A 19,093-nucleotide genomic window follows, 5' to 3' on the forward strand; every position below is an offset into this window, starting at 1 on the left:
GCCCGTCCGGAGCGCACTGCTCCGGGCGGGCCCGCTGCCTGGGCATCGCCCTTCGGGGGCCACCCCTCCGGTGGTGTCCCGGAGAATCCCCTGATCCGCACCACCTGCGCGGCCACCGGGGAGCTACCGCCCCTAGGCTGTGCCCCATGACCGACCAGCGACGCGGACCCGTCGACGAGTCCTGCGTCCTCCCCGACGGGCCGTGGACGCACCGGTTCGTCGGCGCCAACGGGAGCCGCTTCCACGTCGTCGAGGCCGGCGCCGGCCCGATGGTGCTCTTCCTGCACGGCTTTCCGGAATACTGGCTGGCCTGGCAGGAGATTCTCCCGGCGGTCGCCGACGCGGGCTTCCGGGCGGTCGCGGTGGACCTGCGCGGTTACGGCGCGAGCGACAAGCCACCCCGGGGGTACGACGGTTACACCCTCGCCGCCGACGTGGCCGGGCTGATCCGGGCGCTCGGCGAGCGGTCGGCGAGCCTGGTCGGCTCCGGGGCCGGCGGCCTCATCGCGTGGACCGCCGCCTCGTTCCACCCCAGCCTGGTTCGCCGGCTGGTGGTGCTCGGGGCGCCGCACCCGCTCCGGCTGCGGGCCGCCATCTTCGCCGACCCGCGCGGCCAGTTCGCCGCCTCCACCCCGACCCTGAAATTCCAGCTTCCGCGGTACGAGCACGTGCTGACCCGCGACGACGCCGCCGAGGTGGAGGCGATCCTGCGCCGCTGGGGCGGGCCGCGCTGGGTGAACGGCCCCGGCTTCGCGGCGTACGCCCGGTCCTGCCGGGAGGCGATGCAGATCCCGCAGGCGGCCTTCTGCGCCATGGAGGGCTACCGCTGGGCGTTCCGGTCGGTGCTGCGCCTGCACGGCTACCGGTTCGTCAAGCTGATGCAGCGGCCGTTGGTCACACCCACCCTTCAACTGCACGGCGCGCTGGACCAGGCGTCCCTGCCGCGTACCGCACAGGGCTCGGGCCGCTATGTGACCGCCCCGTACGAGTGGCGGCTGCTCGACGAGGTCGGCCACTTCCCGCACCTGGAAGCCCCGGACGTGGTGCTCGGCGAGATCCTGCGCTGGGCGAAGGCCTGACTCAAAGCCGCCGCTCCCGCAGGTCGACGACCTCGTTCGCCGGCGCCCAGCCCTGGTAGACCCCGAAGTCGAACGCCTCGAGACCCAGCGCGCGGGCCACCGGCCACCGGCCACCGGTGTACTCCACCCGCAGCCAGCCGTCCTGCTCGGCCAGCACGATGAACGGCTGCCCCTGCCAGGTGCAGGTGGTCCGGACGTACACCAACTCGTCGATCTCGGCGGCCGGCACCACCCGGAGGTGGCGGCCGGGGCGTACCTCGTCGAAGCCCTCACCCGGTTCGGGCTGGTAGAGGCGGACGTCGTCGCCGTCCGGGCTGGCCTGGTACTCCCGGCCCTGCCAGCGGGCCACATAGCCGTCCCGGGTCACGGCTCACCGACCCGTCGCCAGAGCAGCGTGTCGGTGTCCAGGACCGCCACCACCCGGTCGCTGCCGTCCGCCCCGATCCGGCACAGTTCGGCGCCGTGCGGCAGCCGGGCGCTGTCCACCTTGAACTCGGCGATCACGTCGGTGCTCTCTCCCGGCGCGAAGCCGTTGCCGCGGAACGGGGGACGCTCGATCACCCAGCCCTCCATCGCCCGCATCGCGGCCTCGTTCTGCCCGCCGTACGGGATGCGGTAGAGGCTCGGGCGGTACGCCGGCCAGCGCAACACGTAAATCTCCTCGGCTTCCCGACCAAACGGCGAGTCCGGGTGGCCGAGGCCGAGCGCGTCGTAGAGCTGAGCCGGGGTGCTCAGGTGGGCCAGCTCGCTGGCCCGGTGCACGAAGCCGGAAACCCGGTCGTAGCCACGCTCCAGGTAGTAGGCGAGCTGGCTCGGGGCGATCGCCTTCTGCATCGTCACCGGGCGGCTCGGGTCGACCGGCGGCGCGGCGGGCCGGGTCTCGGCCACCGGGTCGGCCTCGGTGGCGGGCGGCTCCGGCTCGCTCTCCGGGTCGTCGCCGAGCCCGACCTCGGCAGCCCAGTTGGCCAGCGCGAGGACCTGCTCGCCGGGGTACTTCGCCCCGACCGGGGTGCCCGGATTCACCGCGAACGACCAACTCTCGTCCGGCCAGCGCCGGATGAGCTGAACGAACTTCACGCGTACGGTGTCGACGGGCGGGTCGACCCGATCGGCCAGCCGCTCCGGCGAGGTGTAGACCACCACGTACGTCTCGCCGTCGAGCTGCTCCGTCCGCCAGACGAAGCCGGGGTCGCCGGGGCGGCTCTCGAGCGCGGAGCCGGCCGCGACGGGCAGCAGCACCCGGGCCAGCAGCAGAGTGGAGAGGAAACCGTCGGTGCTGCCGCTACCCACCGCGCCGAGCAGTTCCTCCTCGACGTCGTTCGCCGGTGCGAAATCGGCCGGCACCGGTTCCGGCGCGGGCGCCTCGAACAGCGACACCGTGGGCTCGGCCGCCTCCGGCGCGGGCACCTCGAACAGCGACACCGCAGGCTCGGGCGCCTCGAACATCGGATCAACGGCCGGCCGGATCGACGGCGGCTCTTCGGGACCGGTGAGGTCCCGGGCCTCGATCACGGTGCCCTCGATGACGATCGGCTTGAAGCCCCGCTGCGGTGTGGGGGGCCCGGACACCGGTTCGGCGATCGACGGGGGCAGCTCTTCCGCCTCGTCCGACCGGAGAGCCCCGTTCCCCGGGTCTTTCGGGGTCGGGTGGGTCCGCTCGTCCGCACCCGGCCCGTCGGCGGAGAGGGGGCGACGACGGGGCAACGCCTGGGTCGCCTCCTCGGTCGAAGCCGCCGAGGTGGGCTGGAACGGCCGGGCCGGCGCGTCGTGGTGGAGTGCCTGCGTGGTCTCCCCGCTATCCATCCCCAACGGCCTGGCGGGTTGCTCCGGCACCGGCTCGTTCAACGGCCGGCGACGCGGGAACGGCTGGCCGCCCCGGGCGAGCCGGGACGGCGGTACCGCACGCTCACCGGCCCGGTGCGCCGGATCCAGGGACGACGGTCGGCGGGACGAGCGGCCCGAGGCGGGCTCGAAGAACGACCGGGCCGGGGGCGGCGGGGGCTCGCCGGAACGGCCGTTCGCCACACCGGTGCGGCCGTTGTCGGCGAACGGGTCCGGCTCGTCCGGACGCCGGCGCAGGTCGTCGAGCCAACCGGAGAGGTTGTCGGAGCCGGACTCGGCCCGGCCGGCGGCGCCACCGGCGAAGGCGGTACGGGCCGCCCAGCCGGGTTGCCGGTCGAGGGGGGCCGGGCGGTCCGGCCCGCGGTGGTCGGTCGTCGGGGCGAACGGTGGACCGGCCGGCCCGGTCGCGCCGGACACGGTGGGCCGGGCTGCCGAAATGGAGATCGGAACGGTCGACGGCTCGTCCGCGACTGCCGAGACGCGACCGCCCGAGCCGGGCGAAACCGCTGCTGGCGGAACGGACGCGGGCGAAACGGACGCGTGCGGAACCGGCACCGGTGCAACGTGCGCGGGCGGAATGGGCGCGGGCGGAACCGACGCCGGTGGAACGGCCGCGGGCGGAACCGACGCGGCCGGCGGCCGGCCCGTGGGCGCGGCCGCCGGCGGCGAGGCCGTGACGCCCTGGTCGGAGGCACCGGCACCACGGACCCAGGCGGCGGTCCCCACCCGCTCCAGGCGGGCACGGGTGCCCATGGTCCGGCCCGGCAGCCGGACGTCCCCCCGGAAGAGCTGCGCCACGAACCAGGCCGGCAGATAGCCCTCGATCGGCAGACCGGGATTGACCGCCAGCCACCACTCGTGGTTCGGCCACCCGGCGGCCAGTTCGGCGTACGGGACGCGGCGGGTGGGGCCGGCGTTGTCGCCCAGGCAGGCCCGCAACGCGGTGACGGAGGTGAACGCGAGGATGTGCGTCCGGCCGTCGCTGGTCCAGGTGCCCCAGCCCACCGAGGAGCGCCCGGCTGGCGACTCCCCGGCGACCGGCAGCAGCAGATCGACGCGGGTCAGGATACGGAAGTAGAGCTGTTGGTCCTGCGCGCGCAGCGCGTCCCCCATCGCCACCTCGGCCTCGGTGGCCGGCTCCCATCCGGTCACGGCCACCTCTCCCTCCGTGTACAGGCCATAGGCATCGCCTACAACCTACAAGGTGGCAGCCACATCACAATGGCTGGCCGTCGGCGGTGCGTCGGGCCGCCGACGAGCAGTTAACATCCCGTTTCGGAGCCGACACGTTACGGAGGCGGTCGATGTCCCGGCCCATCACGCGACCGGCCCTGGCCGTTGTGGCAGCCGTCCTCGCCGCCCTGCCACCGGCCGGCCCGGCGGCGGCCCGCGCGCCGTCGGCGTGCGCCGCGCCACCCACCCCGGCCCGCCCCGTGACCGAACAGCCGTGGCCGCAGCAACGGTACGCGCCGGACCGCCTCGCCCCGCTCGCGACCGGCGCCGGAGTGACCGTCGCGGTCGTCGACTCCGGCGTGGACCGTGGTCATCCGCAACTGGCCGGGCGGGTGCTCGCCGGCGCCGATTTCCTCGATCCGGGCGGCGACGGCACCCGGGACTGCGCCGGGCACGGCACCGGGGTGGCGAGCATCATCGCGGCGACGCCCCGGCCCGGGGTGGCGTTCCAGGGGCTCGCGCCGGGTGCCCGCATCCTTCCGGTACGGGTCAGCGAACAGCAGGTGGTCGAGGGGCGGGAGTCGGGGCGTACGGTCGGCGCGGCCGACTTCGCCCGGGCCATCCGGTGGGCGGTGGACCACGGTGCCGACGTGCTCAACCTCTCCGTCGTGCTGTACGCGGACAACCCGGCCGTCCGCCTCGCGATCGCGTACGCGGCGCACCATGACGTCGTCGTGGTGGCCGCCGCCGGCAACCTCCACGACAGCGGGAATCCCCGGCCGTACCCGGCCGCGTACGACGGGGTGCTCGGGGCGGACGGCACCCGCGCCGATTTCTCCCAGACCGGCCCGCACGTCGACCTCGTCGCGCCGGGCAGCGATGTGCTGATGGCGGCGCCGGGGCAGGGGCACCGGCGGGCGGAGGGGACAAGCTACGCGGCGCCCTTCGTGGCGGCCACCGCGGCGCTACTGCGCCAGTACCGCCCCGAGTTGACCGCGACCGAGGTGGCCTGGCGAATCGTGGACAGCGCAGACCCGGCCCCGGGGGGCGGGGGCGAGACCGGTGCCGGGGTGCTGAACCCGTACCGGGCGGTCACGGAGGCACCCGGGCCGGCGGTGGCGCACCCACGCCGGGCGGCGACCCTGGCGGTGGACCGGCCGGACCCGGTCGAGGTGGCGCAGCGGACGAGACGGGCGGCGGCCCGGGACCGGGCGCTGCTGGTGGCCGGCGCGACCGGCACGGCGACCCTGGTGGTGGTGCTGCTCGCCGTGGTGCTGCCCCGCGGGGCCCGCCGCCGCTGGCGTCCGGCCGGCCCGTCCTGACCCCGGCCGCTGCGCCGCGCCACCGGCCGGGATCCACACAAGCGTCAGGACCCGCACTACCGGGGGCCGGGAGGTGGTGCGGATCCTGGACGCGGGCGGCGACGACTACTGGAAGAGGTTGGCGTTCCGCTTCTCGGTGTCGAGGTAGTCAGCGGCGGATTCCTCCACCGCCAGCTTGATGTCGCGCAGCATGGCCTGCAGGTCCTGCGAGGCGCCCCGCCACCGCGCCTGCCGCTGCTCGTACGCCTGGCGAGCCTCGCCGGACCAGCTCGCGACCAGCGGCGCGGCATCCCGCTCGAGCTGGCCGAGCTGGCTGTCGAGGGTGTTCAGCGCCTTCTGAATGTCCGCGCCGGCCTGATGCAGCGCGGCGAAGTTGACGACCAGCACACCGTGGTCCATCACATCCGTCCTTCCGTCGTCAGAGCGGCAGCTGGATGCCGCGGTGAGTGCCGGCGACCCGGCTGGCGGCCTCGCTGTCCGAGACGTCGTACTGCGCACCGGCGGTGCGGATCGCGGTGGCGGTCTCCCGCAGGGCGCGCTGCAGCGCCGCCTGGTCCTGCGCCCACTGCTGCTTGACCTGCTCGAACGAGCGCCCACCGGCGCCCCGCCAGGCCTGCTGCAACACCTCCAGCTCGGCCATCAGGCCGCTCAGCATGCTCTGCAACGACTGATCCACCTGCTCGAACTTCGCGGCGGTCTGCTGCATCACCGCCGCTTCCGCCTGGGTCTGGGACACCCTGGACGTCACCTCGTCTCCTCGGTCGTGGCTGGTCGTCGGAGCGACCACCGTGGACTCGCCGGGCGCAGATCCTGATTCGAGGGGTGGGGACGACCGCACTCGGCGCAGCTCGTCGCTGACGGTAGCCGCCCGGTTCCGGATATGCCACCCCCTTGACTCCCCTGTGGACAAAGAAGCCTTACGATGAGCCACGCTGACGTCACGCGGTGAACAGGCGAGGAGGGCGCGGTGACCATGACCGCCACCGCCCGGGCGGTGCCCGCGGCTAGTCGACCGCCGCGGTGGACGACCGCCGGTGTACGGGCCGGGCAGGTGGTGGCGGCACAGGTCGCGGTGGCGATGCTGGCCGCCGCCGTCGGCCGGGGGGTGGCGGTGACCGCGGCCGCCCTGTTGTCGACGATGCTGCTGCTGCCGGCTGCCTGGGTGCGCCTGCGCGGCCGGTGGCTCTACGAGTGGCTGCTGGTGGGGCTGGCGTATCTGACCCGTCGGCGGGCCCTGCCGGCGGCGTCCGGGGCGGGTGCCGTGCTGGACCTGGTGGTCCCCGGCGCGACGGTGCGCCCGGCCGAGCTGGCCGGCGGCCTGGCCGCCGTGATCGAGGACGCCGACGGGATGACCGCGCTGCTGGAGATCGGTGACCCGGACGACCTGCTCGGTGCCGGACCGCAGCCCCTTCCCGCACCGTTGTCGCTGCTGCCGCCGTCGGGGCCGGAGAGCCCGCCGGTCCGGCTCCAGCTGCTGCTCTCCGCCTCCCCCGCCCCGGCACCGGCCGGCGCTTCGGGCGCGGCCGGGGCGTCGTACCGGCAGCTCACCGACGGGCGGCTGGCGAGCCGGGCCCGGGCGGTGCTCGCCGTCCGGACACTGCGGGGCGACGGCTGGTCGGACGAGGAGCTGCGCCGGGCACTCTCCGGCACGGTACGCCGCATCGTGCGCCGACTCGGCCCGCTGACCGGCCGGCCGCTGGGCGGGGCGGCGGCCCTGCGGGTGGTCGCCGAACTGGCCCACCACGACCACGGAGCACCGGTCCGCGAGAGCTGGCCGGCGGTGACGGTGGGCGGGCTCCCGCAGACCACCTGGCGGCTGCGACGCTGGCCGGATCCGCGCACCGACCCGGCTCGACGGCTGGTTCCCCGGCTGCTCGCCCTGCCGGCCACCGCCACCACCGTCTCGCTCTGCGTCGGCCCGCGCGCCGATACCGGGCCGGTGCCCACCGAGCTGACCGTACGCGTGGCCGCTCGGACCACGACGGAGCTGTCCACCACCGAGGGGGCACTGCGCCGGCTCGTCGGTGATCTCGGCGCGGAGCTTCGGCGGCTCGACGGCGAGCACCTGGCCGGTCTGGCCGCGACCCTGCCGCTGGCGGTGGCCCGGGGCGCGAGTCCCCCGGCCCCGGCCGGCCTGGCGGCGCTGGAGCTCTGCCTCGGCGAGTCCGGGCTGATGGTGGGCACCCACCGGCATGGCGGCGCGGTGACCGTACGCCTGTTCCGCCCCGGGACGACCCGGCTGCTGCTGCTCGGCGGGGTACGCGCCGCGCAGCTCGTCGCGCTGCGGGCGCTGGCGCTCGGCGCCCGGGTGGTGGTGCAGACCACCCGGCCGAGGGTGTGGGAGCCGTTCGTGCGCGGGGTGGGTGCCCCCCGCGACGCGGTGCCGCTGATCCCGCCCGGCCGGCCGGTTGGCGGCGCGCCGGGTTCACCGCTGCACCCGTTGCTGCTGGTGGTCGACGCCGGGCCGGCGCCACCGGAGGTGGGGCCGGCGGCGGCCTGGCAATCCGTCCTGGTGGTGCGGGACGCGCTCACCCCGGCGGACACCGCGCTGCTGGCCCGGGCAGACCTGGCGATCCTGCAACCGCTCGCTCCCGACGAGGCGGCGCTGGCCGGTGCGGCACTGGGCCTCGGCGGCTCCGCGGAGTGGCTGACCCGGATCCGGGACGACATGGTCGCGGTGGTGAACCGTCGCGCGCTCCGCTGGGCGCTGCTGTCACCGACGCCGATCGAGTCGCAGCTGGTCGGTCGGCCGGGTCGCCGCTGAGCCGACCACGATTCGTCGATCTTCCCGGGTTTCCCCGGTGGACGGAGCGTGGCACGATCCGGGCCATGGAATTCCTGAAGGGTCTTTTGATCCGGGTGGCCTCGACGGCGGTGGCCTTCTGGCTGGCCACCCTGATCATCCCGGGCATCACCCTGAGCGCCACGACGACCACCGAGAAGGTGACCACGCTGTTGCTGGTCGCGGCGATCTTCGGGGTGGTCAACGCGGTGCTCCAGCCGATCATCAAGACCGTCGGCTGCGCCTTCTACCTGCTCACCCTCGGCCTGATCGCGCTGGTGGTCAACGGCCTGCTCTTCCTGTTGACGAGCTGGATCGCCGGTGAGGCCGGGCTGCCGTTCCACGTGGACGGCTTCTGGCCGGCCGCCGTGCTGGGCGCTCTTCTCGTCGGCATCGTGACCTGGCTCCTCGGCAGCATCTTCGACCGGGACTGACGACCAACAGCCTTGATCTTGGAGAGTTGCCGTCAGCAGCGAGCGGCAACTGTCCAAGATCTCCGACAGCGGAGCGCGGCATGACGGGGTTCCAGATCCGGGCCGGGACGAGCGAGGACGTCGAGGCGGTGCTGGCCTTCTGGCGACTCGCCGCCGAGGGCACCGACCGGCACGACACGGCGGAGGCGGTGCACCGGCTGGTCGCGCGCGATCCGGACGCCCTGCTGCTGGCAGTCGACCAGGGCGCGGCGATCGGCTCGCTGATCGCTGGCTGGGACGGCTGGCGGGCACACCTCTACCGGTTCGCCGTCCACCCGGACCGCCGCCGGCAAGGCGTCGGCCGCGCGCTGCTGGCCGCCGCCGAGCTGCGCATCGCCCGGCTCGGCGGTCGGCGCGTCGACGCGATGGTGCTCCACGGCAACGAGCTGGGCGGGCGGGCCTGGACGGCCACCGGCTACCGACGCCAACCGGGGTGGCGGCGCTGGGTCAAGCCGCTGTCGCCCTGAACCGGCCGGCCAGGCCAGTGGGCGGGAATTGGCTGGTGAGGGGCGGGTTCACCGGCAGTAGCGTGACAGCGTGTTCGCCCTGACCCGCCCCGACGGCTACCAGCTCAGCACCGATCCGGCCCGGCTCGACCTCGACCGGGTGCACCGGTGGCTCGCCACCGACGCGTACTGGGCGATCGGGCGGGAGCGGGCCACGGTCGGGCGGGCCTTTGCCGGCTCGATCGGCTTCGGCGTCTACCGGCCCGGCGACGGGCAGCAGGTGGCGGTGGCCCGGGTGGTCACCGACCGGGCCACCTTCGCCTGGCTCTGCGACGTCTACGTGGACCGGGCCGAGCGGGGTCGGGGGCTGGGCACCTGGCTGGCCGGCGCGGTCCGTGACCACCTGGCCGAGCTGGGCGTACGCCGAATCGTGCTGTCCACCGCCGACGCGCACGGGGTGTACGCCAAGGTCGGCTTCACCCCGGTCGAGCCGGACCGGTGGATGCATCTCGACCAGCGGGTGACCCAGGTCACCGGAAAGGACCAAAGCCCGACTTCACCACTTACGGTGGAGGGGTGAACCAGACCCGTCTCGGTTATCTCTACGGCTTCGGCGCGTACCTGATCTGGGGCTTCTTCCCGATCTACCTGAAGCTGCTCCGCCCGGCCGGGCCGATGGAGATCCTCGCGCACCGGATCGTCTGGTCGGTGGTCTTCGTGGCGCTGGTGCTGGCCGCGATGCGCAACATCGGCTTCCTGCGGTCGCTGGCCCGGCGGCCCCGAGCCATGGCCGGCATCGGCACGGCCGCCGCACTGATCGCCGTGAACTGGGGCACCTACATCTACGGGGTGAACTCCGACCGGGTGGTCGAGACCGCCCTGGGCTACTTCATCAATCCGCTGGTCATCGTGCTGATCGGGGTCTTCTTCCTGCGCGAGCGGCTGCGCCCGGCGCAGTGGGTGGCGCTCGGCGTGGGCGGCCTCGCCGTCGCGGTGCTGACCGTCGACTACGGCCGCCCGCCCTACCTGGCGCTCGTGCTGGCCTTCAGCTTCGCCGGGTACGGCCTGGTCAAGAAGCGGCTGGCGCTGCCCGCCGCGGAGGGGCTCTTCGTCGAGTCGGCGGTGCTGGCGCTGCCGGCGCTGGCCTACCTGGGTTGGTTGACCCGGGGCAGCACGGCGACGTTCGGGCACGTCTCCGTCGGGCACACCGTGCTGCTGGTGCTGGCCGGCGCGGCCACCGCGATCCCGCTGCTGCTCTTCGCCGGGGCGGCCAACCGGCTGCCGCTGTCCACCCTCGGCATGCTGCAGTACGTCGGCCCGATCCTCCAGCTCGGCTGCGGGGTGCTGATCTACCACGAGCCGATGCCGCCCGCCCGCCTGGTCGGCTTCGCCCTGGTCTGGCTCGCCCTGCTGGTCTTCACCACGGACGCCCTCCGCACCGCTCACCGCACCCGCGCCGCGGCACGGGCCGCTACGCCGGTTCCCGTCCCGACCCACTGACCGGCCCGGCCGGGATCAGTGCTCGGCGGCGAGGCCGTCGGCGATGGCGCGGGCCGCGCTGAGCAGCTTGGCCCGAACCACCCGGGCGGAGGTCATCATCTCGCTGGCCGGCAGCGCGCAGGCCAGCACCACCCGGCGCTCGATGTCCTTGTCCGGGGTGACCAGCACCGCCGCGCAGGCCACCCCCTGGCGGAACTGCCCCAGCTCCAGCTGCATGCCGCGCCGGTCGCCGGCGGCCAGGTCGGCCTCGAACGCCTCGCCCGTGGTCAGGGTGGCGCTGGTGAACGGGCGCATGCCGTACTCGCGCAGGTAGCGGACGCGCTGCTCGGGAGTGAGCGTGGCGAGCAGGCTCTTGCCGAGGGCGGTGGCGTGCGCCCCCTCGTCGAAGCCCGGCACCAGATCCTCCAGGTACGGCGAGCGGGGCCCCTCGGCGACCGCCGTGACCGCCACCTGGCCGCCCACGAAGCGCCCCAGGTAGTGGCTCCAGCCGGTCTCCGCCGCAGCCCGCCGCAGCGACTCGCCGACCGCCGGCGGGCCCCGGAACGCGGTCACCAGCTCCCGGTAGCGGTCGGCCACCTCCAACCCGACGATGTACGTGCCGTCCTCCCGCCGGATCACGTAGCCCTCGTACGCCAGGGTGCGCACCAGGTGGTAGGTGGTGGCGACGGTCAGCTCGCACCGACGGGCGATCTGCTTGACGGTGAGTCCCCTCGGCGCACGGCCGACCGACTCGAGCACTCGAAGCGCGCGGGAGACACTTCGGATCAGGTCCGAAGGTTCCGCCAAGGGGTCACGCACAACCACCTCCGCCGCCGGGGACTTACACCATATGAAAAACAGGCCGCGTGCGAAATGCCTGTTCGGATCGAGGATGCCAGATCGGCGGGCACAGCCTGTGCACCGACAGACACGATCGGCGGCCAAAACGTGACCGGCGTAGGTTTGCCGCACCATGACCGACACCGCCCTGCGCCCCCCACCCGCCACGTCCCGGCCCACCATCCGCGCCAGCGCGGGTGCGGTCGCCACCACGATCGCCTGCGTCCTGCCCGTCTTCCTGGTCGGCGGCCTCGCCGTGCAGATGGGCCACGACCTACGGTTCTCCCCCGCCGGGCTGGGCCTGGCGGTGTCGGTCTACTTCGGGGTCAGCGCGCTCGCGTCGGTGCCTGCCGGGGTGCTCGTGGAGCGGTACGACGCGGCCGTGGTGGCCCGCGCCGGCATCCTGCTCTCGGCCGGCTCGCTACTGGCCGTGGCGGGGCTGGCCCGGTCGTACCCGATGCTGGTCGGCCTGCTCGGGCTCAGCGCCGCCGCGAACGCCCTCGGGCAGCTCGCCAGCAACGCGGCGCTGGCCCGGCACGTGCCCGCCCACCGGCAGGGGCTCTCCTTCGGCGTGAAGCAGGCGGCCATCCCGTTCTCCACCTTGCTGGCCGGCGCGGCGGTGCCCACCATCGCGCTGACCGCCGGCTGGCGCTGGGCGTTCGTGGCCGCCGCCGGGGCGGCGCTGGCCGCCCTGCCCGCCGTACCCGGGGCAGGCAAGGACCCGGCCCGGCCGTCGGCCACCGGACGGTCCGGCGGGGCCACCGGGGCGCTGGTGGTGGTAGGCCTGGCCGCCACGCTGGCGGCGGGCGCCGCCAACGCGCTGAGCACCTTCGTGGTGGACTCGTCGGCCGGTCGGGGCCTGTCCCCGGCCCTGGCTGGCCTCACCCTGACCCTGGGCAGCGTGGTCTGCGTGGTGGCCCGGGTCGGTGCCGGCTGGCTCGCCGACCGCCGGGAGACCGGGCATGTCGCGCTGATCGCCGGGATGCTGGTGGTCGGCGCGGTCGGGCTGGCCCTGCTGGCCCTGACCGGCGCCGTGTCGCTGGTCGCCGGCGTGGTGCTCGGCTTCGGGCTCGGCTGGGCCTGGCCCGGGCTGCTGAACTTCGCGGTGGTCCGGCTCCATCCGCAGGCCCCGGCCGCCGCCACCTCGATCACCCAGACCGGCGTGTACGCGGGCGGCTGCCTCGGCCCCCTGGCCCTGGGCACCCTGGCCAATCAGCAGGGCTACCGCACGATGTGGGCAAGTGCCGCCGCCGCCATGCTCCTGGCCGCCGCCCTCATGCTCCTCGCCAACCGCCGCCTGTCCCACCCCCAACCCCGTTGATCAAGGAGTTTGCGTCTGTGCTGTCTCGACGCAAACTTCTTGATCAACTCGCCAAGGAGAGAGGGGGGATCAGCTGGTGCGGTCGGCTATGTAGTCGCAGAGGGATTCGAGGGCTTGGCGGGCCGGGTTGGCGGGCAGCGGGGCGAGCCGGGCGCGGGCGTCCTCGGCATAGCTGCGGACGGTCTCCCGGGCACGCTTGAGCGCGGGTGACTCGCGGAGCAGACCGAGCGCCTCGGCGTGCAGCGCGTCGTCGACCAGGGGGCCGGTGGCCAGGATCTCCCGCAACCGCACCGAGGCGGCGTCGGAGTCGTCCGAGGCGAGCGCGTAGAGCACCGGCAGGGTCGGTACGCCCTCGCGCAGGTCGGTGCCGGGCGTCTTGCCCGACTGCATCGACTCGGAGGCGATGTCCAGCAGGTCGTCGGAGAGCTGGAAGGCCAACCCGATGGTCTCGCCGTATCCGGCCAGGGCGTCGATGTGCTCGGCGGAGGCCCCGCCGAACATGCCACCGAAGCGGGCCGAAGTGGCGATCAGCGACCCGGTCTTCTCGGCGATGACGTACAGGTAGTGCGCGACCGGGTCGCCGCCGCGCGGGCCGACGGTCTCCGCGATCTGCCCGTGCACCAGCCGGGCGAAGGTGCGTGCCTGCAGGCGTACGGCCTCGGGGCCGAGGTCGGCCGCGATGTCCGCGGCCCGGGCGAAGAGATAGTCGCCGACCAGGATGGCGACCGAGTTGGTCCAGCGCGAGTTGGCGCTCGGGGCGCCCCGCCGCACGGCGGCCTCGTCCATCACGTCGTCGTGGTAGAGCGTCGCCAGGTGGGTGAGTTCCATCACCACAGCGGCCGGTACGACCTGCGCGGCGGTCGGGTCGCCGAACTGGGCGCCCAGCGCCACCAGCAGCGGGCGGAACCGCTTGCCGCCGGCCTCGACCAGATGCCGGGATGCCTCGGTGACCAGCGGGTCGGCGCTGGCCACGCTGGAGCGCAGCTCACTCTCGACCCGCTCCAGCAGGCCCAGCACGGACGCCTCGACGCGCGGGTCGGCGAGGTGCAGGCCGAGCGCGCCGAACTGACCTGTGCCCGCCGGACCCCGACGACCGCCGGAGCCGGTGACACCTGAACGCTCGCCAGCCGGAATCACCACGCCTTCCACCATGCCACACCCGTTCGACCTGCCCAGTAAGGGGATACGGACCGGGGGCCGGCACGCCACGGCGTACCGGCCCCCGGCGGGAGAACCATTGTCATCGCACGAATTCGGCGGCGCCGTTGGCCAGGTCGAGCAGCGGTGCCGGGGCGACACCGAGCGCCAGGGTGGCCAGCACCCCGATGGCCAGGGCCGCCGAGGTGAGCGCGCCCGGGACCGCGACGGTCGGGGTGGCGTCGCCCGGCTCGGAGAGCCACATCATCACCACGACCCGCAGGTACGGGAAAGCCAGCACCATGCTGGTCAGCACACCGGCGATCACCAGCCAGGCCTGATTCGCCTCCAGCGCCGGGGCGAAGATCGCGAACTTGCTGGTGAACCCACTGGTCAGCGGGATACCGGCGAAGGCCAGCAGGATGAAGGTGAAGATCGCGGCGAAGAACGGCGACCGGCGGCCCAGCCCGGCCCAGCGGGACAGGTGGGTGGCCTCCCCGTCGGCGTCCCGGACCAGGGTCACCACGGCGAACGCGGCGAGCACCGAGAAGCCGTACGCGACCAGGTAGAACATCGTGCCGGAGAGCCCGTCCTTGCCCGGCGACAGCACGCCCACCAGCAGGTAACCGGCGTTCGCGATCGACGAGTACGCCAGCAGCCGCTTGATGTCGGTCTGGGTGACCGCCAGCACCGCGCCGACCAGCATGGTCAGCACCGCCACCGCGCCGAGCACCGGGGTGAAGTCCCAGGCGGCACCGGCGAAGGCGACGTGGAAGACCCGGAGCAGGGCGCCGAAGGCGGCGACCTTGGTGCAGGCGGCCATGAAGCCGGTCACCGGGGTCGGGGCGCCCTGGTAGACGTCCGGGGTCCAGACGTGGAACGGCGCGGCGGCGGCCTTGAAGAGCAGACCGATGGCGAGCAGCGCCATGCCGGCGAAGAGCAGCACCGCGCTGGACGTGGAACCGCCGACGGCGGCGTGCACGGTGGCGAAGTCGACGCCGGCCGCCCGGTCCGGGAGGCCCCCGGTGAAGCCGTAGATCAGCGCCACGCCGAACAGGAAGAACGCCGAGGCGTACGCGCCGAGCATGAAGTACTTCAGCGCGGCCTCCTGGCTCAGCAGCCGCCGGCGGCGGGCCAGCGCGCAGAGCAGGTAGAGCGGCAGCGAGAAGACCTCAAGCGCGATGAACATGGTCAGCAGGTCGTTCGCCGCCACGAAGATCAGCATGCCGCCGATCGCGAACGTGGCCAGCGGGTACACCTCGGTGGCACCGCCAGCCGCCTCGGCCTGTCGCCGGTCGTCGGCCGACTCGGCGGTGACCGCGGCGTGGGCCACGAAGGCTCCGCCCCGCTCCACCGCGCGCTCACCGATCAGCAGCAGCGCCATCGCGGCCAGGATGAGGATCGCGCCCTGGAGGAAGAGCGTCGGCCCGTCCACCGCGATGGCCGAGCCGGCCGTGATCAGCCGACTGCCGGCGCCCCGGACCACCATGGTCAGCGCGGCGAACACGGCCGCCAGGGCGACCAGCAGCTGCACCGTGTTGCGCAGCCGCCGCGGCACGAACGCCTCGACCAGGACGCCGACCAGGGCTGCGCCCAGCATGATCAGGATCGGAGCGAGCGCCGCGTAGTCGAGCGACGGCAACTTCAACTCGGTCATTTTGCGGCCTCCTGGACGCTACCGACCGTCGGGGCGGGGTCGGTCCGACCGACGTCCTGCATGGTCGCCTTGACGGCGGGGTTGATGACATCGGTGACCGGCTTGGGATAGAAGCCGAGCAGCACGATCAGCGCGATCAGCGGGGCGACCACGACCTTCTCGCGCAGAGTGAGGTCTCGGCGCATGCCCTCCACCTCGGCCAGGGCCGGGTTGAGGGTGCCCTGGGTGGTGCGCTGCACCATCCACAGCACGTACGCCGCGGCCAGGATGATGCCGAGAGTGGCGATCACCGCGACCGGCTTGTTGGTGGTGAACGTGCCGATCAGCACCAGGAACTCGGAGATGAACGGCGCGGTGCCGGGCAGCGCCAGCGAGGCGAGACCGGCGAAGAAGAACACCCCGGCCAGCACCGGCACCAGCTTGCCCGCGCCGCCGAAGTCGCTGATCAGCGCCGAGCCCCGGCGGGCGATCAGCATGCCCACCACCAGGAAGAGCAGGCCGGTGGCCAGACCGTGGTTGAGCATGTAGAGCACCGCACCGGTGCCGGCCTGGGTGGTGAAGGCGAAGATGCCGACCCCGATGAAGCCGAAGTGCGCGATCGAGGTGTACGACACCAGCCGCTTGAGGTCGTTCTGCCCGACCGCCAGCAGCGCGGCGTAGATGATGCCGATCAGGCCCAGCGCCAGCGCCCACGGGGCGAACCACTTCGACGCCTCGGGGAAGAGCGGCAGGCAGTACCGCAGGATCCCGAAGGTGCCGACCTTGTCCAGCACGCCGACCAGCAGCGCCGCCGCGCCGGCCGGGGCCGCGCCACCGGCGTCCGGCAGCCAGGTGTGGAACGGGAAGAACGGCGCCTTGATCGCGAACGCGACGAAGAACCCGAGGAAGAGCCAGCGGGCCGTGTTGGTGGCCATCTCGGCCTGGGTCAGCGCCTGCCAGTCGAAGGTCTTCCCGCCGACCACCCAGAGGCCGATCACCGCGGCCAGCATGAACAGACCGCCGACCAGGGAGTAGAGGAAGAACTTGACCGCCGCGTACTGCCGCTGATGGCCGCCGTAGCTGCCGATCAGGAAGTACATCGGCACCAGCATGACCTCGAAGAACACGTAGAAGAGGAAGACGTCGGCGGCGGCGAAGACGCCGATCATCGTGCACTCGAGGATGAGCAGCAGCGCGAAGTAGACCGGCACCGAGCGCTTCGACGACTCGGCGTCGTGCCAGGAGGCCAGGATCACCAGCGGCACCAGGATCGCGATCAGCATCAGCATGACCAGCGCGATGCCGTCGGCCGCGAAGGTGAAGTTGACCCCCCAGGTCGGGATCCACGCGTACGACTCGCGGAACTGGAACCGGTCACCGTCGGCCTGGAAGGTGATCCACATGACCACCGACAGCACCAGGACCAGCAGCGACCAGCCGAACGCCACCAGTTTGACCAGGTCCGGCCGGCGCCGGGGCAGCAGGGCCACCACCAGAGCACCGACCAGCGGTGCCACGGTCAGCACCGAGAGGAACGGGAAGTTGGACATTATTCGGCCTTACCTCCGTCGTGACTGCGTGGCCCGCCGGCGGGGGCGGCCGCGTTGAGGTCGATCACGCCAACCACCCCGCCTGCACCGCCAGGAACGCCGCCACCACGAGCAGCGCGCCGGTCAGGATCGAGGTCGCGTACGACCGCACGAAACCGGTCTGCAGCCGCCGGAGCCGGCCCGAGCCCCCGCCCACCGCGGCGGCCAGGCCGTTGACCAGCCCGTCGACGCCCCGGTTGTCGAGGAAGACCAGCGCCCGGGTGAGGAAGATGCCCGGCTTCTCGAAGACCGCCTCGTTGACGGCGTCGGTGTAGAGGTTCCGGCGGGCGGCGGTGACCAGCACGCCGGCCGGCTGCGGCGCGGTGGCCGTGCCGTTGCGGAACAGGAACCAGGCCAGTCCGGCGCCGAGCACGGTCACCAGGATCGACAGCGCGGTGATCAGCCAGTGCGCGAGGACCGGGTCGTGCTCCGCGTGCTCGCCGCCCAGGCCGGCGGTGGCGGTCAGCCAGTCCGGCACCGTGGTGGCCATCAGCGCGCCGGCGGCCACCGAGCCGATCGCCAGCAGGATCAGCGGGACGGTCATCAGCTTCGGCGACTCGTGCGGGTGCTCGATGTCCTCGGTCCAGCGCGCCGGGCCGTGGAAGGTGAGCACGAAGAGCCGGGTCATGTAGAAGGCGGTGAGCCCGGCGCCGAGCAGCGCGGCGCCACCGAACAGCCAGGACGTCCAGTCCCCCCGCTCGAACGCGGCCGCGATGATCGGCTCCTTGGAGAAGTAGCCGGAGAGCGGCGGGATGCCGATGATGGCCAGCCAGCCCATCATGAAGGTCAGCCAGGTGACCCTCATGTGCTTCGACAGCGCGCCGAAGCGGCGGATGTCGACCTGGTCGTTCATGCCGTGCATGACCGAGCCGGCGCCGAGGAACATGTTGGCCTTGAAGAAGCCGTGCGCCAGCAGGTGCACGATGGCCAGCGCGTACGCCGCGCCACCCAGGCCGACACCGACGAACATGTAGCCGATCTGGCTCACCGTGGACCAGGCCAGCACCCGCTTGATGTCGTCCTTCGCCGCGCCGATGAGGCAGCCCATCAGCAGGGTGACCGCACCGACGCTGACCACCACCAGCTGGAGGTTGGCGTTGGCCGAGAAGATCGGGTTGGAGCGGGCGATCAGGTAGACGCCCGCGGTGACCATGGTGGCCGCGTGGATGAGCGCGGAAACCGGGGTCGGGCCCTCCATCGCGTCCGGCAGCCACGCCTGGAGCGGGAACTGGCCGGACTTACCGGTCGCCCCGAGCAGCAGCAGCAGGCCCAGCACCAGCACCGTGGTCGCGGACAGCGAGCCGACCCCGTTGAACACCTGGTCGTACTGGGTGGTGCCCAGGGTGGCGAAGAGGACGAAGATGCCGATGGCCAGGCCGGCGTCGCCGACCCGGTTCATCAGGAACGCCTTCTTGCCGGCGGTGGCCGCGCTCGGCCGGCCGTACCAGAAGGAGATCAGCAGGTACGACGCCAGACCGACGCCCTCCCAGCCGAAGTAGAGCATCACGTAGTTGTTGCCGAGCACCAGCAGCAGCATCGCGGCGACGAACAGGTTGAAGTACCCGAAGAACCGCCGCCGGCCCTCATCGTGCGCCATGTACTCGACCGCGTAGAGGTGGATCAGGAAGCCCACCCCGGTGATCAGCAGGACGAAAACCGCGGCCAGCGGGTCGAAGAGCAGACCGAAGTCCACCTTGAAGTCGCCGACCGCGATGAACTGCCAGAGGCTCAGCTGGACCTGCTTGTTCTCCAGGCCGCGGAGCTGAAGGAAATAGGTCAGGCCGAGCCCGAAGGTGGCGGCGATCGCGCCCACCCCCAGCCAGTGGCCCCAGCGGTCCGCGCGCCGGCCCAACAGCAGCAGGATCGCCGCGCTGACCAGCGGTACGGCCACCAGCAGCCAGACGCTGCCGAGCAGGCCGTCGGCCGGAGCGAAGGTGATGGCACCTTCCGGAGCAGCCGAAGCATGCATCAGAA

At 73.1% G+C, this 19,093-nt stretch carries 17 protein-coding genes; 8 read left to right on the forward strand and 9 right to left on the reverse strand.

What is annotated here, in order from left to right:
• Positions 1–146 precede the first annotated feature (146 nt).
• On the forward strand, positions 147–1,079 hold the full coding sequence (locus AB0C02_RS01780) for an alpha/beta hydrolase (protein ID WP_357540048.1): 933 nt from the start codon (positions 147–149) through the stop codon (positions 1,077–1,079).
• A 1-nt stretch (position 1,080) separates the two neighbouring features.
• Here AB0C02_RS01780 and AB0C02_RS01785 read toward each other — a convergent pair whose 3' ends face one another.
• The gene (locus AB0C02_RS01785) at positions 1,081–1,446 is read right to left on the reverse strand and encodes a hypothetical protein (protein WP_357540050.1); all 366 of its coding nucleotides are present in this window, start codon (positions 1,444–1,446) and stop codon (positions 1,081–1,083) included.
• A complete protein-coding gene (locus AB0C02_RS01790) occupies positions 1,443–4,073 on the reverse strand; it encodes an SseB family protein (protein WP_357540052.1) in 2,631 nt (876 codons plus the stop codon). Before AB0C02_RS01790 ends, AB0C02_RS01785 begins: the two co-directional genes overlap by 4 nt.
• A gap of 152 nt (positions 4,074–4,225) precedes the next feature.
• On the opposite strand from AB0C02_RS01790, the gene mycP reads away from it, so the two are divergent.
• On the forward strand, positions 4,226–5,416 hold the full coding sequence (mycP, locus tag AB0C02_RS01795) for a type VII secretion-associated serine protease mycosin (protein ID WP_357540054.1): 1,191 nt from the start codon (positions 4,226–4,228) through the stop codon (positions 5,414–5,416).
• A gap of 105 nt (positions 5,417–5,521) precedes the next feature.
• On the opposite strand, the gene AB0C02_RS01800 is transcribed toward mycP, so the two are convergent.
• Both AB0C02_RS01800 and AB0C02_RS01805 read right to left on the reverse strand, forming a co-directional pair.
• Positions 5,522–5,815 (reverse strand): WXG100 family type VII secretion target, encoded by a 294-nt coding sequence (locus AB0C02_RS01800; RefSeq protein WP_357540056.1) that lies wholly within the window; start codon positions 5,813–5,815, stop codon positions 5,522–5,524.
• Between the two features lie 19 nt (positions 5,816–5,834).
• Positions 5,835–6,152 (reverse strand): WXG100 family type VII secretion target, encoded by a 318-nt coding sequence (locus tag AB0C02_RS01805; RefSeq protein WP_357540978.1) that lies wholly within the window; start codon positions 6,150–6,152, stop codon positions 5,835–5,837.
• A 237-nt stretch (positions 6,153–6,389) separates the two neighbouring features.
• Here AB0C02_RS01805 and eccE point away from each other — a divergent pair, with 237 nt between their 5' ends.
• The 5 genes from eccE to rarD all read left to right on the forward strand — a co-directional run bounded on the left by eccE (position 6,390) and on the right by rarD (position 10,617).
• Complete coding sequence (gene eccE / locus AB0C02_RS01810; RefSeq protein WP_357540980.1) at positions 6,390–8,180, forward strand: type VII secretion protein EccE; 1,791 nt, start codon at positions 6,390–6,392, stop codon at positions 8,178–8,180.
• A gap of 65 nt (positions 8,181–8,245) precedes the next feature.
• Complete coding sequence (locus AB0C02_RS01815) at positions 8,246–8,632, forward strand: phage holin family protein (protein WP_357540058.1); 387 nt, start codon at positions 8,246–8,248, stop codon at positions 8,630–8,632.
• 80 nt (positions 8,633–8,712) lie between these two features.
• Positions 8,713–9,138 (forward strand): GNAT family N-acetyltransferase, encoded by a 426-nt coding sequence (locus AB0C02_RS01820; RefSeq protein ID WP_357540060.1) that lies wholly within the window; start codon positions 8,713–8,715, stop codon positions 9,136–9,138.
• A 70-nt stretch (positions 9,139–9,208) separates the two neighbouring features.
• Positions 9,209–9,697, forward strand: a complete 489-nt coding sequence (locus AB0C02_RS01825; RefSeq protein WP_357540062.1) for a GNAT family N-acetyltransferase — start codon at positions 9,209–9,211, stop codon at positions 9,695–9,697.
• Positions 9,694–10,617 (forward strand): EamA family transporter RarD, encoded by a 924-nt coding sequence (rarD, locus tag AB0C02_RS01830; protein ID WP_357540064.1) that lies wholly within the window; start codon positions 9,694–9,696, stop codon positions 10,615–10,617. The genes AB0C02_RS01825 and rarD overlap by 4 nt, the downstream gene beginning before the upstream one ends.
• A 15-nt stretch (positions 10,618–10,632) precedes the next feature.
• Here rarD and AB0C02_RS01835 read toward each other — a convergent pair whose 3' ends face one another.
• Entirely contained in the window at positions 10,633–11,415 is a 783-nt protein-coding gene (locus AB0C02_RS01835; RefSeq protein WP_357540066.1) for a helix-turn-helix domain-containing protein, read from the reverse strand.
• 154 nt (positions 11,416–11,569) lie between these two features.
• On the opposite strand from AB0C02_RS01835, the gene AB0C02_RS01840 reads away from it, so the two are divergent.
• The gene (locus tag AB0C02_RS01840; RefSeq protein WP_357540068.1) at positions 11,570–12,757 is read left to right on the forward strand and encodes an MFS transporter; all 1,188 of its coding nucleotides are present in this window, start codon (positions 11,570–11,572) and stop codon (positions 12,755–12,757) included.
• 69 nt (positions 12,758–12,826) lie between these two features.
• Here AB0C02_RS01840 and AB0C02_RS01845 read toward each other — a convergent pair whose 3' ends face one another.
• From AB0C02_RS01845 to nuoL, 4 genes are all read right to left on the reverse strand, one after another.
• Complete coding sequence (locus AB0C02_RS01845; RefSeq protein ID WP_357540070.1) at positions 12,827–13,909, reverse strand: polyprenyl synthetase family protein; 1,083 nt, start codon at positions 13,907–13,909, stop codon at positions 12,827–12,829.
• Between the two features lie 88 nt (positions 13,910–13,997).
• Positions 13,998–15,551, reverse strand: a complete 1,554-nt coding sequence (gene nuoN / locus AB0C02_RS01850) for an NADH-quinone oxidoreductase subunit NuoN (protein ID WP_357540072.1) — start codon at positions 15,549–15,551, stop codon at positions 13,998–14,000.
• Positions 15,548–17,080: an NADH-quinone oxidoreductase subunit M gene (locus AB0C02_RS01855; protein WP_357540074.1), complete on the reverse strand. Its 1,533-nt coding sequence runs from the start codon at positions 17,078–17,080 to the stop codon at positions 15,548–15,550. Before AB0C02_RS01855 ends, nuoN begins: the two co-directional genes overlap by 4 nt.
• A gap of 64 nt (positions 17,081–17,144) precedes the next feature.
• Positions 17,145–19,088, reverse strand: a complete 1,944-nt coding sequence (nuoL, locus tag AB0C02_RS01860) for an NADH-quinone oxidoreductase subunit L (RefSeq protein WP_357540982.1) — start codon at positions 19,086–19,088, stop codon at positions 17,145–17,147.
• Positions 19,089–19,093 lie beyond the last annotated feature (5 nt).

Source organism: Micromonospora sp. NPDC048999 (assembly GCF_040649295.1).
In the GTDB taxonomy this organism is placed as follows: domain Bacteria; phylum Actinomycetota; class Actinomycetes; order Mycobacteriales; family Micromonosporaceae; genus Micromonospora.

Excerpts from the sequence above, each read along its gene's own strand:
- AB0C02_RS01780 (WP_357540048.1), top strand. The coding sequence starts at position 147 with ATGACCGACCAGCGACGCGGACCCGTCGACGAGTCCTGCGTCCTCCCC.
- mycP (WP_357540054.1), top strand. The coding sequence starts at position 4,226 with ATGTCCCGGCCCATCACGCGACCGGCCCTGGCCGTTGTGGCAGCCGTC.
- AB0C02_RS01800 (WP_357540056.1), bottom strand. The coding sequence starts at position 5,815 with ATGGACCACGGTGTGCTGGTCGTCAACTTCGCCGCGCTGCATCAGGCC.
- eccE (WP_357540980.1), top strand. The coding sequence starts at position 6,390 with ATGACCGCCACCGCCCGGGCGGTGCCCGCGGCTAGTCGACCGCCGCGG.
- AB0C02_RS01815 (WP_357540058.1), top strand. The coding sequence starts at position 8,246 with ATGGAATTCCTGAAGGGTCTTTTGATCCGGGTGGCCTCGACGGCGGTG.
- AB0C02_RS01820 (WP_357540060.1), top strand. The coding sequence starts at position 8,713 with ATGACGGGGTTCCAGATCCGGGCCGGGACGAGCGAGGACGTCGAGGCG.
- AB0C02_RS01840 (WP_357540068.1), top strand. The coding sequence starts at position 11,570 with ATGACCGACACCGCCCTGCGCCCCCCACCCGCCACGTCCCGGCCCACC.
- AB0C02_RS01845 (WP_357540070.1), bottom strand. The coding sequence starts at position 13,909 with ATGGTGGAAGGCGTGGTGATTCCGGCTGGCGAGCGTTCAGGTGTCACC.
- nuoN (WP_357540072.1), bottom strand. The coding sequence starts at position 15,551 with ATGACCGAGTTGAAGTTGCCGTCGCTCGACTACGCGGCGCTCGCTCCG.
- AB0C02_RS01855 (WP_357540074.1), bottom strand. The coding sequence starts at position 17,080 with ATGTCCAACTTCCCGTTCCTCTCGGTGCTGACCGTGGCACCGCTGGTC.
- nuoL (WP_357540982.1), bottom strand. The coding sequence starts at position 19,088 with ATGCATGCTTCGGCTGCTCCGGAAGGTGCCATCACCTTCGCTCCGGCC.